At 73.2% G+C, this 17,578-nt stretch carries 13 protein-coding genes and 1 riboswitch; of the genes, 10 read left to right on the forward strand and 3 right to left on the reverse strand.

The annotated features are described in order from the left end of the window. Window positions 1-22 precede the first annotated feature (22 nt). The 9 genes from ACSSS0_RS17700 to ACSSS0_RS17740 all read left to right on the forward strand — a co-directional run bounded on the left by ACSSS0_RS17700 (window position 23) and on the right by ACSSS0_RS17740 (window position 11,203). Window positions 23-1,459 (forward strand): oligosaccharide flippase family protein, encoded by a 1,437-nt coding sequence (locus ACSSS0_RS17700; protein ID WP_487229023.1) that lies wholly within the window; start codon window positions 23-25, stop codon window positions 1,457-1,459. Window positions 1,460-1,534: 75 nt separating this feature from the next. Then, a complete protein-coding gene (locus ACSSS0_RS17705) occupies window positions 1,535-2,953 on the forward strand; it encodes a hypothetical protein (RefSeq protein ID WP_487229024.1) in 1,419 nt (472 codons plus the stop codon). Further along, window positions 2,950-3,594 carry a NeuD/PglB/VioB family sugar acetyltransferase gene (locus ACSSS0_RS17710; protein ID WP_487229025.1) on the forward strand — a complete coding sequence of 215 codons (645 nt, stop codon included), beginning with the start codon at window positions 2,950-2,952 and terminating at the stop codon, window positions 3,592-3,594. The genes ACSSS0_RS17705 and ACSSS0_RS17710 overlap by 4 nt, the downstream gene beginning before the upstream one ends. Further along, the gene (locus ACSSS0_RS17715; RefSeq protein WP_435986621.1) at window positions 3,591-4,649 is read left to right on the forward strand and encodes an N-acetylneuraminate synthase family protein; all 1,059 of its coding nucleotides are present in this window, start codon (window positions 3,591-3,593) and stop codon (window positions 4,647-4,649) included. The genes ACSSS0_RS17710 and ACSSS0_RS17715 overlap by 4 nt, the downstream gene beginning before the upstream one ends. A gap of 3 nt (window positions 4,650-4,652) precedes the next feature. Further along, window positions 4,653-5,873: a UDP-N-acetylglucosamine 2-epimerase gene (gene neuC / locus ACSSS0_RS17720; RefSeq protein ID WP_487229026.1), complete on the forward strand. Its 1,221-nt coding sequence runs from the start codon at window positions 4,653-4,655 to the stop codon at window positions 5,871-5,873. Continuing rightward, on the forward strand, window positions 5,870-6,925 hold the full coding sequence (locus tag ACSSS0_RS17725) for a nucleotidyltransferase family protein (protein WP_435986619.1): 1,056 nt from the start codon (window positions 5,870-5,872) through the stop codon (window positions 6,923-6,925). Before neuC ends, ACSSS0_RS17725 begins: the two co-directional genes overlap by 4 nt. Continuing rightward, a complete protein-coding gene (locus tag ACSSS0_RS17730; RefSeq protein WP_487229027.1) occupies window positions 6,922-8,091 on the forward strand; it encodes an SDR family NAD(P)-dependent oxidoreductase in 1,170 nt (389 codons plus the stop codon). Before ACSSS0_RS17725 ends, ACSSS0_RS17730 begins: the two co-directional genes overlap by 4 nt. Continuing rightward, window positions 8,088-9,269 (forward strand): DegT/DnrJ/EryC1/StrS family aminotransferase, encoded by a 1,182-nt coding sequence (locus ACSSS0_RS17735; RefSeq protein ID WP_487229028.1) that lies wholly within the window; start codon window positions 8,088-8,090, stop codon window positions 9,267-9,269. Before ACSSS0_RS17730 ends, ACSSS0_RS17735 begins: the two co-directional genes overlap by 4 nt. Before the next feature lie 47 nt (window positions 9,270-9,316). Next, window positions 9,317-11,203 carry a Na+/H+ antiporter gene (locus ACSSS0_RS17740; RefSeq protein WP_487229029.1) on the forward strand — a complete coding sequence of 629 codons (1,887 nt, stop codon included), beginning with the start codon at window positions 9,317-9,319 and terminating at the stop codon, window positions 11,201-11,203. A 13-nt stretch (window positions 11,204-11,216) separates the two neighbouring features. On the opposite strand, the gene recQ is transcribed toward ACSSS0_RS17740, so the two are convergent. Genes recQ through ACSSS0_RS17755 form a run of 3 tightly spaced genes read right to left on the reverse strand, consistent with a single transcriptional unit; the run spans window position 11,217 to window position 15,622 of the window. Next, a complete protein-coding gene (gene recQ, locus ACSSS0_RS17745; RefSeq protein ID WP_487229030.1) occupies window positions 11,217-13,166 on the reverse strand; it encodes a DNA helicase RecQ in 1,950 nt (649 codons plus the stop codon). A 36-nt stretch (window positions 13,167-13,202) separates the two neighbouring features. Next, on the reverse strand, window positions 13,203-14,261 hold the full coding sequence (locus ACSSS0_RS17750; protein WP_487229031.1) for an LD-carboxypeptidase: 1,059 nt from the start codon (window positions 14,259-14,261) through the stop codon (window positions 13,203-13,205). 44 nt (window positions 14,262-14,305) lie between these two features. Beyond that, on the reverse strand, window positions 14,306-15,622 hold the full coding sequence (locus ACSSS0_RS17755; protein WP_487229032.1) for a bifunctional o-acetylhomoserine/o-acetylserine sulfhydrylase: 1,317 nt from the start codon (window positions 15,620-15,622) through the stop codon (window positions 14,306-14,308). Window positions 15,623-15,712: 90 nt separating this feature from the next. Beyond that, window positions 15,713-15,832, reverse strand: a riboswitch (SAM riboswitch). 231 nt (window positions 15,833-16,063) lie between these two features. Here ACSSS0_RS17755 and ACSSS0_RS17760 point away from each other — a divergent pair. After that, the gene (locus tag ACSSS0_RS17760) at window positions 16,064-17,563 is read left to right on the forward strand and encodes an HNH endonuclease signature motif containing protein (RefSeq protein ID WP_487229033.1); all 1,500 of its coding nucleotides are present in this window, start codon (window positions 16,064-16,066) and stop codon (window positions 17,561-17,563) included. The last annotated feature ends 15 nt before the right edge of the window (window positions 17,564-17,578 follow it).

Consider the following 17,578-nt stretch of genomic DNA (forward strand, 5'->3'; position numbering starts at 1 on the left):
CCGGCACCGGTACCTTCGGTCTGTGACGAGCCCGCCCGGAAGCCCCGCGCCCCCCGACGGCCGTCCCGGCGCCTCGCTCGGGGCGCACTCGGTGGTCTACCTCGTCGGCACGGCCCTGCAGGGCCTCGGCGTGCTCCTCGTCCTGCCCTTCGCCACGCGCGTGCTCGGAGCCGTCGAGTTCGGTCGCGTCGCAACGGGTCTCGTCGTCGTCCAGATGGTCGGCACCATCGCCGCCGCCGGACTGCCCCAGGTCGTGCTCCGCGAGCACCACCGCGGCGCCGAGGGGCCGCGCGTCGCGCGGGCGCTCGCCGGCACGATGGTCCTGCTCGCCCTCGCGCTCGGTGTCGTCGGGCTGGTCCTGGCGCTCGTCCTCTCCGCAGCCGGGCACGCCGACCTCCGCCAGTGGGTGCCGCTCGTCGTGGCCGCGGTGGCCCTGACGACCGTCGTGGCCGGCCAGACGCTGATGCGGGCGCGCCTCCAGCCCTGGGGCTTCCTCGCGCTCGCCGTGCTCGCCACCGTCGGGGCACAGCTCGCGGGACTCCTCGCAGCGCGTGACGAGCCCACCGCGGGGACGTACCTCACGGCATACGCCGGGGTCGTCGTGCTCACGGCCGTCCTGGCACTCGTCCTCGGTCGCCCGCTGCCGCCCACGGTCGAGCGCGAGCGGGTGCGGGCGGGCATCCGCCTGGCCACGCCGCTGCTGCCGCAGGCGGCCGCGATGCTCGGCCTGCTCTCGGGCGACGTCCTGCTCGCCCGCGTCCTCGTCGGTGAGGCCGGGGCCGGCACCTACCAGGTGGCGCTCCAGCTGGGGAACATGCCGTTCGTCCTCGCGGTCGCCCTCTTCAACGCCTGGGGACCGCTCGTGCTCTCTCACCCCCTGGAGCGGCGCTGGGCCTGGACGGCACGCACCGGCACCGCCCTGACGACCGTCGTCGCCGCGGGCGCGGCGGGAGTGGCGCTGCTCGGGCCGTGGCTCGTCGCCGTCATGGCCGACCCCGGCTTCGACCACGTCGCCATGGTCGGCGCGCTCGGCGTCATCTGCACCGTGTCGGTGTCGTACATGCTCTACCAGGGATCGTCGCTCGCCGTGCTCGACGCGGAGCGCACCGGCCGGCTCGCGTGGGCGGCCCTCGTCGCCCTCGCGGTCCTCGTCCTCGTCTCGCTCTGGCTCGCACCGGGCTCCGGCCCGACGGGCGGGGTCGTCGGCGTCGCCGTCGCCAAGGCCGTGGGCTACGTCGTGCTCATGGCGCTGACGACGTGGTTCGCGCGGACCCACTCGCCGCTGCGCTGGCCCCCGCGGGCCGCCGCCGTGGCGCTCGCCGGCGTCGCCCTGGCGCTCGTCGGTGCGGTGCTGCCGCTCGAGGGGCCCGCCGCGTGGCTGCGGGTCGTCCTCGCCGTCCTCGTCGGGGCGGGTGCCGCCGCCGTCGCGCCGCGGATCCTGCGCACGCTGCGCGGATAGGATGAGGCGCTCGCCCGGCTCACCTCGATCCGGCACGCACCGACCCGCACCGACCGCAGGAGAGACGCTTTCGTGGTGACACCGCTCGTCCACATGGGGTTGGGCTACGACGACCTCCTCGTCCCGGCCCTCGTGCACGCGGGCTTCGAGACGAAGGACCTCATCCTCGTCGTCCGCACGGACGCCAACCTCGCGTGGGTGCGCAGGCACGCGCCGCGTGCCACGACCGTCCGGCTGCCGTATGCCGCCGCGCGCAAGGCCAACGTCGTCAGTGGCCTCGCGCCCCACGCGGCTCTCAAGCGGGCCTGTGCCGGCGTCGGGCTCGACCCGCTCGACCTGCTCGTGTCCGAGCGGGCCCTGCGCCGCAACCGCGTCGACACGGCGATGAACTTCCTCAACCTCGCCGCCGAGGAGCTCGAGGTGGCCGTCGCCGGTCGCGGCCCCGTGCTCGCCCTCGTCGAGTTCACGGTGACCTCCGAGCTGCTCACGGCGGGCCTCGTGACCCACCACGGCGGCCTCGCGACCTGGCCACGCGGCATACGCCTCCCGTCCGACCGCTTCGGCCTCATCGGCGCGCCGAAGGGGATCACCCTGTGGGAGCGGCAGGTCGAGGACCCGTCGGCAGAGGCCGCGGGCCGGGCGTTCATCGACACGTGGCGGGCCGAGCAGGGCCGCCCGATGGGCTTCGCCCGCAACCTCCGGGTCGAGACCGGTCAGGAGATCTGGCGTCTCGCGAGCGACCGCCTCAAGGAGTTCGCCGTCGACCGGGGAGCGAACCTCCAGCTGCCCCGCCCCTCCGACTACGCCCGACTGCCGTGGCTCAACCCCGTCAAGGCCCGCCTCAACCTGCGCGAGTACCAGGACCGGCGGTGGGACCCGGTGCCGGAGAAGTTCGTCTTCCTGCCGCTGCAGGTGCAGCCCGAGTCCAGCGCCGACGTCATGGGCCAGGAGTGGCGCGACCAGGCCTACACCGCCCGCGTGCTCGCCGAGGCGCTGGCGCCGCTCGACATCGGTGTCGCCGTCAAGGAGCACGCGCACTTCATGTGGCGCCGCGACCCCGACTACTGGCCGCAGTTCGACGCCCACCCCAACATCGCGACGATCGACCCGTTCGCCGACTCGCGCGAGCTGATGAAGCAGGCGGTCTTCACCGTCACCGCGACCGGCACGGTCGGCCTCGAGGCGGGCCTGCTCGGCCTGCCCGTCGTCACCGGCGCCGAGATGCCGTGGAGCGGCCTGGGCAACGTCGCGCGGCTCGACTCGCCGGACGACCTGACGCAGTTCGTCGCCGACCGTGGCTGGGAGTCGCTGCGCGCCGACCAGACCTCGATCGACGACTGGTTCGTCCACGACTACGTGCGCAACTCGTGGGAGGGCCTCGTGCTCGACCCGCCGCGCGTGCCCGCCGTCCTCGAGCCCGACAACATCCGCAAGGTCGGTGGTGCGCTCGGCGAGGCCGCGGCGTCACTCGGCCACGGGGGCGGTCCGACATGACGTCCGGCGAGCCCGGCTGGGTCGTCCTCGGCGCGGGCGGTCACGCTCGCTCGGTCGTCGACGTCCTCGAGCGCGCCGGCCACACCGTCGTCGCGGTCTCGGGCGCCGCCCCGGCGGGCGAGCCCTGGCACGTCGACGTGCTCGCCGACGACCGGGCGGCCTTCGAGCTCGTCGCGGCGCAGGGGCTGCACGCGGTCGTCGCCATCGGCGCCAACCCGGCCCGGGCGCGGCTCGTGCGCGAGCTCGTGGCACGCGGGCTCTCCGTCCCGCCGGTCGTCGCCGCGACCGCGACGGTCTCGCCCCGCAGCCTCCTCGGGGCGGGCAGCGTCGTGCTCGAGCACGCGCACGTCGGACCCGCCAGCCGCCTGGGTGACGCGGTCGTCGTCAACACCGCAGCCGTCGTCGAGCACGACTGCACCGTCGGCGCCGGCACCCACGTCGCGCCCGGCGCCGTGCTCCTGGGCGCCGCCACCGTCGGCGAGGGCACGCTCGTCGGCAGCGGCGCCCGCGTCCTGCCCGGCGTCACCGTCGGGGCGGGCGTCACCGTCGGGGCCGGCGCCGTCGTCACCGCCCACGTCGCCGACGGCGAGACCGTCGTCGGCGTCCCCGCAGCCACGCGCCCCACCGGAGGCACCGCATGAGCGACCACCTGAACGCCGTCACACCGGTCGCGATCGGCGACGTCGACGTCCCGACCCCCGGCGACGTCTACGTCATCGCCGAGGCCGGCGTGAACCACAACGGCGACATCGAGCTGGCCCACCGCCTCGTCGACATCGCAGCCGCATCCGGCGCGGATGCCGTGAAGTTCCAGACGTTCTCACCCGACAAGCTCGTCTCGTCGGCGGCAGCGACGACGCCCTACCAGCGCGACCGCGGCGGCAGCGCCGACCAGCGCAGCCTGCTCGAGGCGCTCACCCTGCCGAAGGAGGCGTGGGTCGAGCTGCGCGACCACGCGACCGAGGCGGGGACGACCTTCCTGTCGACCCCGTTCGACCTCGACAGCGCCGAGATGCTCGTCGAGCTCGGGCTGCCCGCCCTCAAGGTCAGCTCGGGAGAGCTGACGAACCTGCCCTACCTGCGCGAGATGTCACGGCTCGGGGTCGTCCTGCTCGTCTCCACCGGTATGGGCACCCAGGACGAGGTCGAGGCAGCCGTCGAGGCCTGCGCCGACGCGCCGGGGCTCGTGCTCTTCCACTGCGTCTCGGCCTACCCGGCGCCCGTCGAGGAGTGCAACCTGCGGGTCATCCCGCGCCTGACCGAGCTGCACGGCATACCCGTGGGGTGGTCGGACCACACCCCCGGGCTCACGACGGCGCTCGGCGCCGTGGCGCTCGGGGCGCCGATCCTCGAGAAGCACTTCACGAGCGACCGCACGCTCCCCGGCCCGGACCACCTCGCCAGCCTCGAGCCGGACGCCCTCACCGACTACGTCGCGACGACGAAGCAGCTCGCCCTGGCTCTCGGTGACGGCGTCAAGGTGCGCATGCCCTCGGAGGAGGAGAACGCCGTCCTCGTCCGCCGGTCGTGGCACGCCGCGCACGCGATGCCGGCCGGCACCGAGCTCGCGGGCACCGACCTGCAGCTGCTGCGCCCCGAGGGCGGCGTCAGCCCGGCCGTCGACATCCGCGGACGCGTCCTGGCCCGCGCCGTCGAGGCCGGGGCTCCCGTGACCGACACCGACCTCGTCGGCTGACCTGTGGCCGCCACGCCCACGGTCGCCGTCTTCGTCGGCACCCGCGCCGACCTCGGACCTCTGTCGCCGGTCCTCGAGGCCCTGCAGTCGGCCGACGACGTGACGCTGCGCGTCCTGACCGGGGTCATGTATGCCGCCGACGACCTCGTCGCGGCCCTGCCGACGAGCGCCCCGCGGGGGGTCTGGCGCGAGATCGTCGTGCCGCTCGCCGAGCCGATGTCCGACGTGACGGTCGACGCCCAGCTCGAGCAGGGTGCGCTGCTCGCCCGCGCCGCCGGCCGTGCCCTCCGTGACGGGCACGTCGACGTCCTCGTCGTCCTCGGCGACCGCTGGGAGCTGCTCTACGTCGTGCCACCGGCCGTCCTGCTCGGCGTGCCGGTCGTGCACCTGCACGGGGGAGAGGTGACCGAAGGGGCGCTCGACGAACGGGTGCGCCACGCCGTGACCAAGCTCGCCGACCAGCACTGCGTCGCGTCCGAGGACGCCGCGGCGCGGGTGCGCCAGCTCGGTGAGCCGGCCGACCGCGTCCACGTGACCGGAGCGCCCGGCCTCGACCGGCTCGCCAGCGCGTCGCCGATCTCGGACGCCGACCTCGGCGACCTCCTCGGCACGAGCGTCGAGCGACCGCTCGGGCTCTTCACCTACCACCCGCCGACCGCCCAGCCCGATGCGCCCGTCGGGCAGTGGGCGCGCGAGGCCGCCGAGGCCGCGCTGGCCACGTGCGGCACGGTCGTCGCCACCCACCCCGGCATGGACGAGGGGCGCGACGAGATCCTCACGGCGCTGAGCGCTCTCGCCGAGAGCGAGCCCCGCCTCCGGCTCGTCGCCGCCCTCGGCCGCGACTACCCGCGCGTCCTCGCGGCCGCCGACGTCGTCGTCGGCAACTCGAGCTCCGGAGTCATCGAGGCCGCCACCCTGCACGTGCCTGCCGTCGACATCGGCGAGCGCCAGCGCGGTCGCCTGCGCGGCGACAACGTCGTGCACGCGGGGGAGGGGCGGGAGGCCGTGGAGGCCGCGCTGCGCACCGCGCTCAGCCCCCGGTGGCGGGAGCACTCGGCGCACGTCGCCAACCCCTACGGCACCGGTAGGGCGAGTGCCGCCATCCTCGATATCGTTCGGACAGCGGCGCTCGCCCCGCGGTCCAAGCACTTCGTGGACCTGCGGCCGGCGCCGACGCCGGGCCGGCAGCGGACCCGCGACACGAACGAGGAGGAGGAGGAGTGACGGCGCGAGACCTGCGCGCGGCGTGCGCGCCGACCACCGCGACGATCCGCGACGCCCTCGAGGTCGTCGACCGCAGCGGCAACCTCGTGTGCCTGCTCGTCGACGACGAGAACCGCCTCGCCGGGCTGCTCACCGACGGAGACCTGCGCCGTGCCTTCCTCAAGGGCACGAGCCTCGACGACCTCGCCCTCGACCACGCGACGCGCACGCCGCACTTCGTCGCCGCCGGGTCACCGCGGGCACTCGTCCTCGACCTCATGCAGGCGCTGCGCATCTCGGCCGTGCCCGAGCTCGCCGACGACCGCACCCTCGTCGGCCTCCACACGCTCTCCGACGTCGTCGGGTCGGCGCCGCTGCCCAACGTCGCGGTCGTCATGGCCGGCGGCCGCGGCACGCGCCTCGGTGACCTGACGAAGGACACCCCGAAGCCGCTCATGACCGTGGCGGGGCGCTCGATCCTCGAGTGGATCGTCCTCGGGCTCGTCGGGGACGGCATCCGCGAGATCTACGTCAGCGTCAACTACCTCGCCGAGCAGATCGAGGAGCACCTCGGGGACGGGTCGCGCCTCGGCTGCACCGTGCGCTACCTCCGCGAGGACCCCGAGCGACCCCTCGGTACAGCGGGCTCCCTGACGCTGCTGCGCGACGAGCGACCCGACCTCGAGCACGCCGTCCTCGTCATGAACGGCGACCTCATGGTCGAGTTCGACGCGAGCGACCTGCTCGACGCCCACCGACGCACCGGCGCCGCCGTCACCGTGGCGACCCGCACCTACCAGCACGAGGTGCCGTTCGGCGTCGTCGAGAGCACCGACGGGCGCGTCACCGGCGTCTCGGAGAAGCCGACGCTGAGCTTCGACATCAACGCCGCCGTGTATGCCGTCGAGCCGCGAGCGCTCGCCTGGCTGCCCACCGGGCGCGCCAGCACGATGCCGGGCCTCGTCGAGACGTGCCTCGAGCGCGACGAGCCGGTGACGGCGTGGCCGATCCAGAGCGACTGGATCGACGTCGGCACCCCCAAGGACCTGGCCCGCGCGAAGGGCGAGACGTGAGCGCCCGCGTGAGCGACGACGCGAGCGCCACGGTCACGCTCGACGTGGCGGACGGCATACGAGCACACACGTACGACGAAAAGGCAGCTGTGACAACACTTTCCGGCCAGAGCACCAACGGCGACATCCCCGAGATCGAGCTGGCCGCGCGACCCGTCGAGGGATCGGTCGCCGGCAAGACCGTCCTCGTCACCGGGTCCGACGGCTTCATCGGGTCGCACGTCGTCGAGCGGCTGCTCGCCGACGGCGCGCACGTGCGCGCCTTCTGCCTCTACAACTCCAACGGGTCGACGGGCTGGCTCGACGAGTCCGACGCCTTCAAGGCCGCCGTCCGCGACGGGCAGGCCGAGGTCGTCCTCGGCGACATCCGCGATCCCGAGCACGTCATGGCCACCACCGAGGGCGTCGACGTCGTGCTCCACCTCGCGGCGCTCATCGCGATCCCCTTCTCCTACGTGGCTCCCCGCTCCTACGTCGAGACCAACGTCATCGGCACGCTCAACGTCCTGGAGGCCGTACGCCGTCACGGGACGCCTCGGATGGTCAACACGTCGACCTCCGAGGTCTACGGCACGCCGGAGTCGGTGCCGATCACCGAGGCGCACCCGCTGCGCGGCCAGTCGCCCTACTCGGCGACGAAGATCTCGGCCGACAAGATGTGTGAGTCGTACGCCCTGTCCTTCGAGACGCCGGTGACGACGCTGCGCCCGTTCAACACGTTCGGTCCCCGCCAGTCGACGCGCGCCGTCATCCCGACCGTTCTGTCGCAGCTGCTCGCCGGGGCGAGTCAGCTGGGGCTGGGTGACGTGACGCCCAAGCGCGACTTCACCTTCGTCGCCGACACGGCCGACGGCTTCGTCCGCGCTGCGCTGGCCGACGTCGCCCCCGGCACGACGATCCAGCTCGGCACCGGACGCACGGTCTCGGTCGGCGACGTCGTCGAGCTGTGCCGCAAGGTCACCGGCAGCGACGCCGAGATCGTCACCGAGAGCGAACGCATCCGGCCCGAGGGGTCCGAGGTGCAGATCCTGCTGTCCGACCCCTCGCTCGCCAACGAGGTGCTCGGGTGGGCGCCCACGGTGTCGCTCGAGGAGGGCCTCGCGGCCACGGCCGAGTGGCTGCGGCCGCGCGTCGACCCCGAGACCGCCGGGCGGTACCACCGGTGACGGCGACCGGCGAGGCCCACGCTCCCGGAGCGCGCGGCCCCGAGGGCACGATCCCGCTCGCCGTGCCCAACATCGGCGAGCTCGAGCGCCGCTACGTCCTCGAGGCCGTCGAGTCGGGCTTCGTCTCGTCCGTCGGACCCTTCGTCTCGGAGTTCGAGCAGCGCTTCGCCGAGCGGGTCGGGTCGAGGCACGCGATCGCCTGCGCCACCGGCACCGCCGCGATCCACATCGGCCTGCTCCTGCTCGGGGTCGGACGCGACGACGACGTCGTCTGCTCCGACTTCACCTTCGTCGGTTCGGTCAACCCCATCGCCTACTGCGGCGCGCGGCCCGTGCTCGTCGACGCCGAGTGGACGACCTGGAACATCGACCCCGCCCTGCTCGCCGCCGAGCTCGACCGCCGCGCCGCCGCGGGCGAGACCCAGCCCAAGGTCGTCGAGGTCGTCCACGTGCTGGGGCAGCCCGCCGACATGGGACCCCTCATGGACGCCTGCGACCGACACGGCATACCCGTGCTCGAGGACGCGGCGGAGTCGCTCGGCGCGACGTGGACGGCCGGACCGTACGCCGGACGCCACACGGGCACGGTCGGCCGGATCGGCTGCTTCTCCTTCAACGGCAACAAGATCGCAACGACCGGCGGCGGCGGCATGATCGTCACCGACGACGACGACCTCGCGGCGCGCGCCCGTCACCTGACGACGCAGGCGAAGGTGCCCGACGTCGGCTACCTCCACGACGAGGTCGGCTACAACTACCGCCTCACGAACATCGCGGCCGGCCTCGGCCTGGCCCAGCTCGAGCGGCTCGACGAGTTCGTCGCGGCCAAGCACCGCATCGCGGCCCACTACGACGAGGCCTTCGCCGACCTCCCGCTCGTCCTGCCGCCGCGCGTCGAGGGGCTCGACGCGACGTACTGGCTCTACTCGGTCCTCGTGCCCGAGTCCGACGGGCGTGGACGCGACGAGTTCCTCGACCACCTGAACGGGCTCGGCGTCGGGGCGCGGGCCCTGTGGCGGCCGCTGCACGACCAGCCGCCGTTCCTGTCGGCGCCACTGGTCGGCGGGGCGGTCGGTGACGGCCTCTTCGCGCGCGGTCTCTCGCTGCCCTGCGCGACCGAGCTGACCGAGGCCGACCAGGACCGCGTCGTCGCGGCGGTGCGCTCCTTCTTCGTCTAGTCCGGACGGCCGACGCGCCGAGCCCCGAGGTGGGGCAGGATGTCGACGTGGAGATCGCCATCGGGCTGCTCGCGATCGCAGCCACCGTCCTGGGCGGGTCGTGGCTCGCTGACCGGTTCGACCTGCCGCCGCCCCTCGTCCTCATCGTCATCGGCATCCTCGGCTCCTACCTGCCGTTCGTGCCCGAGGTGGCCCTCAGCCCCGACATCGTGCTGCTCGGCATCCTCCCGCCGCTGCTGTATGCCGCCGCGATCCAGACCTCGCTCGTGGACTTCCGCAACAACCGGGGCGTCATCCTCAGCCTGTCCGTCGGGCTCGTGCTCTTCACGGCGCTCGGGGTGGCGCTCTTCCTCCGGTGGGTGCTCGGTCTCGACTTCGGGGTCGCCTTCGCGATCGGCGCGGTCGTCGCGCCGCCCGACGCGGTCGCGGCCACGGCGGTCGGCCGCCGCATCGGGCTGCCACGACGCCTCGTGTCGATCCTCGAGGGCGAGTCGCTCGTCAACGACGCCACGGCCCTCGTCTCCTTGCGCACGGCCCTGGCCGCGGCCGGCCTCGCGTCGGGGGTGGCTTCCGGCGGGGTGTCCTTCGGTGGCGTCGTGCTCGACTTCGCCTGGGCGTCGGTCGGAGGCATCGCGATCGGGGTCGCCGTGGCGCTCGTCGTCTCCGTGCTGCGCCGGCACTTCTCGACCGAGCCCGCCTTCGACACGGTGCTGTCGTTCATGGTGCCCTTCGCGGCGTACGTCCCGGCGGAGGAGCTGCACGCCTCCGGGGTCATCGCCGTCGTCACGGCCGGTCTCGTCCTCGGCCACAAGTCGCCTCGCACCCAGACCGGCGCCTCGCGCCTCAGCGAGCGGATCAACTGGACCTCGATCCAGTTCCTCCTCGAGAACGCCGTCTTCCTGCTCATCGGCCTGCAGGTCTTCTACGTCATCGCCGACGTCCGCACCTCGAGCCTGTCGGCCGGGCAGATCACGCTCGCCGCGGTCGGCACGCTCGTCGCGGTGCTGGTCCTGCGGCCGCTCTGGATCGTGCCGTTCCGCTTCCTCAGCACACGCGTGTTCCGCATCGAGGCCCATGCCCCGTGGACGCACACCGTCGTCCTGTCGTGGGCCGGCATGCGTGGTGTGGTGACGCTCGCCGCGGCCCTGCTGCTGCCCCCGGAGACGCCGCACCAGAAGGTGCTCGTCCTCATCGCGGTCGTCGTCACCATCGGCACGCTGCTCATCCAGGGCACGACGCTGCCTGCCCTGGCCCGCTGGCTCGACGTGCGCGGACCCGACCCCCGCGAGGACGCGCTCCAAGCGGCCACGGTGCTGCAGGCCGCGACGCGGTCCGGCCTCGACGTGCTCGACCGGATGGACGACGTCGACGAGGCGACGCGGGAGATGCTGCGGTCCCGTTCCGAGGACCGGCTCAACCAGATGTGGGAGCGCCTCGGACCGCGCAGCGGCAACGACGACGAGACGCCGAGCGTCCGCTACCGACGGGCCCGGATGCAGATGCTGCAGGCCGAGCGCGACGAGGTCCTCCGGCTGCGCGACGAGGGGCGAGCCGACCACGTCGTGCTCCGTGTCGTCCTCAGCACCCTCGACCTCGAAGAGACCATGCTCGACCGCATCGACGACCAGGAGAGCCGCCTGGCAGAGAGTGAGATGTTGCCCGTGGACACGATCGAAGCCCCGTGCGAGCACCTGCAGGAGACCGACACGTGCGTCGAGCCGCGCACGCCGGAGGGGTGCGAGGAGTGCCTGCGCGACGGCACGACGTGGGTGCACCTGCGTCTGTGCCTCCAGTGCGGGCACGTCGGCTGCTGCGACTCCTCCGAGATGAAGCACGCCACCGCGCACTTCCACGAGACGCAGCACCCCGTGATGCGCTCCATCGAGCCGGGTGAGGCGTGGCGCTGGTGCTTCGTCGACGAGGTCGTCGGCTGAACCCCGGGATCGCTCAGCCGGTGTGCTCGGCCAGCAGGTCCAGGAACGCGGCGCCGTACTTCTCCGCCTTGACCGGCCCGATGCCGTTGACCGTGAGCAGCGCGGCGGTGCTGCCCGGTCGTGCCCTCACCAGCTCCCACAGCGTGCGGTCGGGCAGCACGACGTAGGCCGGCACGCCTTCGGCGTCGGCGATCGCCCGCCGCTCGGTGCGCAGCAGCTCGAAGAGCGCCCGGTCGGCAGGGCTGGCTCCGGCCCCAGTCGCGGCTCCAGACCCGGACCCGGCCGAGCGTGAGCCCGACGACGAACGGCTGCGTGCCGGCGCGGCCGAGAGCCGACGCAGCTCGACCTTCTCCGCTCCGTCGAGGATCGGACGGGCCGCCTCCGTGATGGTGAGAGCACCCATCCGACCCGGGTCGGGGACGAGCACCGAGCGCGCGACGAGCTGGCGGATGACCGAGCGCCACTCCCGGTCGGCGAGGTCGCTGCCCACCCCGAAGGTCGGCAGCTGGTCGTGCCCCCAGCTCGCGATCTTGTCGGTGCGCTTGCCGAGCAGCACGTCGATGACGTGCCCGGCGCCGAAGCGCTGACCGGTGCGGATCACGGCCGAGAGCACCTTCTGCGCGGGCACGGTGGCGTCCCACATCTGGGGCGGCTCCATGCAGGTGTCGCAGTTGCCGCAGTCGCCTGACTCCTCGTCGAAGTACGCCAGCAGCAGCCGCCGGCGGCACGTGGAGGCCTCGGCGTAGCCCAGCATGGCGTCGAGCTTCATCGAGTCGACGCGCTGGTGCTCGGCACTGCCGTCGGATCTCGTGATGAACGAGCGCTGTTGCACGGCGTCGGCGAGGCCGTAGGCCATCCACGCCACCGCCGGCTCGCCGTCGCGGCCCGCCCGACCGGTCTCCTGGTAGTAGCCCTCGAGGCTCTTCGGGAGGTCGACGTGCGCGACGAAGCGCACGTCGGGCTTGTCGATGCCCATCCCGAAGGCGATGGTGGCCACGACGATGACGCCTTCGTCACGACGGAACCGTTGCTGGGCGGCGGCCCTCGCCTCGCTGGGCAGGCCGGCGTGATAGGCGATCGCGTCGTAGCCCTGCTGGCGCAGGAACGCCGAGATCTCGTCGGTGCGCTTGCGTGACTGGCAGTAGACGATGCCGGCGGAGCCGCGGAAGCTCGCACCGTCGTTGCCGCTCTCGAGGAAGCGCAGCAGCTGGGCGCGCGCGTCGCTCTTCTCCTCGACGACGTAGCGGATGTTGGGCCGGTCGAAGCTCGAGACGAACTCGGCGGCGCCGTCCAGGCGCAGCCGCTGGTGGATCTCGCTGCGGGTGAGCGCGTCGGCGGTGGCGGTCAGCGCGATGCGCGGCACCCCGGGGAAGCGTGCGGTGACCTCGGCGATGCGGAGGTACTCCGGCCGGAAGTCGTGGCCCCACTGCGACACGCAGTGCGCCTCGTCGATGGCGAAGAGCGCGATGCCGGCTCCGGTGGCCGCGTCGTCGAGCAGACGCAGGAAGGAGGGCATGAGCAGGCGCTCGGGCGCGACGTAGAGCAGGTCGAGGCGGCCCTCACGCACGTCGCGGCGGACGGCGTCGGACTCCTCGGCGGACGACGTGGAGTTCCAGAAGGCCGCCCGCACACCGAGCAGGCGCAGGGCCTCGACCTGGTCGTGCATGAGCGCGATGAGCGGCGAGACGACGATGCCGACGCCGGGCCGCACGAGCGCGGGCAGCTGGTAGCACAGCGACTTGCCGCCACCGGTGGGCATGAGGACGACCGTGTCGTGACCCGTCACGACGCGGTCGACGATCGCCTGCTGGGCGCCGCGGAACGAGCTGAAGCCGAAGACGTCGTGCAGCACGCGACCTGCGGCCCCGCCGTCGTGCGGGCGCTCGTCCGGAGCGACGGGCGCGTCGCCCGTCACCTCGGCGGCGACGACCTCGAGCTCGGACCCGACCAGGTGCTTCTCCATGACGCGGCGAGCGTACCCGTCACCGCGGACCGGCCTTCAGTCGAGGCGCTGCGTGACGGTGTGCGTGCCGCCGTCCTGGACGACCGTCGTCGTCGCGCCCTGCACGAGGGCGAGGAACGGGGCCACGTGGCCGCACTCGACGTCGGCGACGATCGGCACGCCGAGCATGCCGAGGGCGTCGACGACGGCGGCGTGCTGGGTGAAACCGTGCGGCTCGGGTGCGCTGGTGCGCGATACGAGCACGCCGTTGGCGGCGTCGAACCAGCCGCTCAGGCGCATGGCGTGCAGGGCTCGGCAGATGTCGTAGGAGCTCCATTCGGCGATGTCGAGCAGCACGACGGTGCCCTCGGGCGCGTGGTCGCGGGTGAAGGCGCCGATGTCGGCGAAGCGCCCGCCCGCGAGGAAGCTCACCGTCTCGACGCAGCCCGCGACGAGACGCCCGGAGAACGTGACCGGCTCGTCCTCGTGGCCCGGGTCGATCCGCGTCCACGTGCCACGGCCGTCGAGCGTCATCTCGGACACCGTCGGGTCGTCGGCGTAGTCGTCCCAGCCGCCGGAGCGGTGCCGGCCGGGGGAGTGCTGGCGCAGCTCGTCCCCGCCCGCGGTGCCCGCGACGTCGACCCAGTGGAGTATGCCGTCCGGCAGGGCGTACGGGGTGTCCATGAGGTTCTGCCCGTGGATCGTCGCGATGCCCGTGGTGAGGGTGAGTGGGGTCAGCCACGTCGAGGTGTCGGAGAAGCCGACGCACCACGTCGGTTCGGTGGCGGCGACCGCGTCGAGGTCGAGCAGGTCGAGCAGGTCGATGCCGGTCTCACCGCCCCACGGCGGGACGACCGCACGGATGCTCGGGTCGAGGAGCATCGACATCAGCTCGGCGGCACGTGCCTCGCGCGGCCCGCTGACGTGGCTGGGCGCGTGGTTGAGCTCGCCCACGACGACGTCGAAGCCACGGTCGCGGAGGGACTGGACGGCATACGCGAACCGTCCCCAGAGGGCATCGGACACGCCGGAGCTCGGCGACGTGACGCCGATCCGGTCGCCGGGGCGCAGCGGGGCGGGGTAGCGGATCGGCATGGCTGCCATCGTGCCAGCCATGCCGATCCGCTTCAGCCCGATATCGGGCCCGGCCCGTCGGTGCCTCAGGCCTTGGCGGCCGTGAAGCCCTGCTCGAGGTCGGCGACGATGTCGTCGATGTGCTCGATGCCGACCGAGAGGCGCACGAGGCCCGGGGTCACGCCGGCGGCCAGACGGTCCTCGTCGGGGCCCTGGGAGTGCGTCGTCGACGCGGGGTGGATGACGAGCGAGCGCACGTCACCGATGTTGGCGACGTGGCTGTGCAGGGTCAGCGCCTCGACGAACTTCTTGCCCGCCTCGAGGCCGCCCGCGATCTCGAAGGAGAGCACGGCACCCGCGCCGCGCGGCGTGTACTTCTCCGCCAGGGCGTGGAAAGGACTGTCCGGCAAGGACGCCCACACGACCTTCTCGACTTGGTCGTGCCCTTGGAGGAAGGCTGCGACCTTGTGGGCGTTCTCGAGGTGGCGCTCGATGCGCAGCGACAGCGTCTCGATGCCCTGGGCGATGAGGAACGCGTTGAAGGGCGACGCGGCGGGGCCGAGGTCGCGCAGCAGCTGGACGCGCGCCTTGAGGATGAAGGCGAGGTTGGCCCCGAGGGTGCTGCCGACGCCGAGGTCGCGGGCGAAGACGAGCCCGTGGTAGCTCTCCTCCGGCGTGTTGTAGTTGGGGAACTTCTCCGGGTCGGCTCCGAAGTCGAAGCTGCCCGCGTCGACGATGACACCGGCGATCGAGGTGCCGTGGCCGCCGAGGTACTTCGTCGCGGAGTGCACGACGACGTCGGCTCCCCACTCGATCGGGCGGATGAGGTAGGGCGTCGCGACGGTGTTGTCGACGACGAGCGGGACCCCGTGCTCGTGCGCGAGGGCCGCGACGGCCTCGATGTCGAGGATCTCGCTCTTGGGGTTGGCGATGGTCTCGCCGAAGAGGAGCTTCGTGTTGGGCCGGATGGCAGCGCGCCACGAGTCGATCGACGTCGGGTCCTCGACGAAGCCGACCTCGATGCCGAACTTGGGCAGCGTGTGCTTGAAGAGGTTGAAGGTGCCGCCGTAGAGGCTGGGGGAGACGACGACGTGGTCGCCGGCCTCCGCGATGTTGAGCACGGCGAGGGTCTCGGCCGCCTGGCCCGAGGCGACGAGCAGGGCGCCGACGCCACCCTCGAGCGCCGCGATGCGCTGCTCGACGACGTCGGTCGTCGGGTTCATCAGGCGGGTGTAGATGTTGCCGAACTCCTTGAGCCCGAAGAGGTTCGCGGCGTGGTCGGTGTCGTTGAAGACGTAGCTCGTCGTCTGGTAGATCGGCAGCGCGCGCGCTCCGGTGGCGCTGTCAGGGGCCTGGCCGGCGTGGATCTGCTTGGTCTCGAAGGACCAGTTGGGCTCGGTCATCGGTCGTCCTGCTCTTCCTGGGTCGTGTCGCTGACCGGGGTCCCGTGTCACCGGGCCCCGTGCACCGACGGGTCGGTGCGGGAGAGAGGCTCTCCGCGCTTGCCCGCGCGCCGGGTGGCGTCGACGGGCCAGGTCCTCACCCGGGGCACCCCACCGCGGTTGGAGGGTTGCCGGCCAGCGAGCCGGGGCTTGTCGCTGGCGCTCATGACCTACCGGCGAGTCTACGTATGCGTGTCCGCCACGTGGGAGGGCGTGTCCTCATCGTGGACGCGTCGTCACCGGCGTGGGCGCCTGGCGCGTGTTGGGAAGTGCCGGCTCGGGTGGGATCGCTTGCAGGGCAGAGGAGTTCGTTGTCCACAGATGTGCCAGCGGGTCTTGCGAGTCGTTCGAACACGTGTTCTCATCGAGGGAGAGGCAAGGACCATCGAGAGGAGGCTCACCGTGCCGTTCACCCCGTCACCGGTCGAGCCGCCCGGCGCGCGCTCCGGAGGGCCCTGGCCGGTGCTGCGTGCCCGATGGTCCTCCGACCCGGACCACTGGGCGCGCACCCTCGACCCCGTCCTCGACCCCGTCCTGGAGCGGCTGCGCGCGGGGCGCGGGCGGGCCCGAGCGGCGGCGGCGCTGGAGGGGCTGGCGCGGGCCGGGGAGCGGGTGCTCGCCGAGATCCAGGCGCTCGAGGTCGCCAAGGCCCGCCTCGAGGCCGACCTGCTCGCCGCGTACGGCGCACTGGCCACCATCGAGGCCCAGCAGATCCAGGCCCTGCCCGCCGGTGCCGCCGCCCGGGTGTCCGCGCGGGTCTCTCCCGAGCGGGTCGTCACCGAGGAGATCGCGCTCGCGACCGGCGTCGGCACCGGTGAGGTCGGCCGCCGGCTCGCGGTGGCCACCCGCCCGCGACGGCACCGGGCGCTGCTCGGCGCGCTCCGCGCCGGGGCGACCTCGCTGCACCGGGTGCTGCAGGTCGCCTCCGAGACCGGCCCGCTCCCGGACGCGGACCTCGCCATCGTCACGGACGCGGTGCTCGCCCCGTCCCGGGACGGTCAGCCCGTCCCGCAGCGCACCTTCACCGCCCGGCTGCGGCGCGCGGTCGCCTCGGTCGATGCCCGGGGCAGCGCCGAGCGGCACGCGCACGCCCGGGCCCGACGCGGGGTGTTCGGCCGGGTCACCGACGACGGGATGGGCTGTCTGACCGTCACCACCGACGCCGCGTCCGTCGCCGCGGTCATGGACCGCCTCGACACCAGCGCACGGGGACTGCGCGTCGCGGGCGACCCGCGCAGCCTCGACCAGCTCCGCGCCGACCTCGCCACCGACGCCCTCCTGCGCGGATCGGGCACCACCGAGCCCGCTCCCGCCCACGCGGCCGCTGGTCAGGCGGCATCGCTGGCGTGGATCGTCGTGCCCTTCGAGGTCGCCACCGGACAGTCCGACACCGCGTGCGAGCTGCCCGGCCACGGCTGGGTCACCGCCACCCACGCCCGCGAGATCATCACCCGACCCGGCTCCGTCTGGGCCACCCTGCCCGTCGACCTGCGCACCGGCCGAGCCCTCACCCGACCGACCCGCACCTACCGCCCCACCCAAGCCGTCCTCGAGCACGTCCAAGCCGTCGACGGCACCTGCCGCGGACCCGGCTGCCACGTCCCCGCCACCCGCTGCGACCTCGACCACGAGACCCCCTGGCCCACCGGACCCACCAGCACCGACAACCTCCACGCCAAACACCGCCTCCACCACAACCTCAAGACCACCGGCACCTGGACCTCCGCACCCGACACCGACCACGGCCTCACCTGGACCACCCTCACCGGCCGCAGCTACACCACCCACCCCAAGAACTGGCGCGCCGGCGTCTCCCCACCGGACCCTCCCGACGCACGACGCCTCCAGAGCCCGACCCCGCAGACCCCTTCCGCGACCGACGACGAGTCGCCGCCCTTCTGACCCGGTCGAAGCCTC

It is taken from the genome of Terrabacter sp. R4-6 (assembly GCF_057529065.1).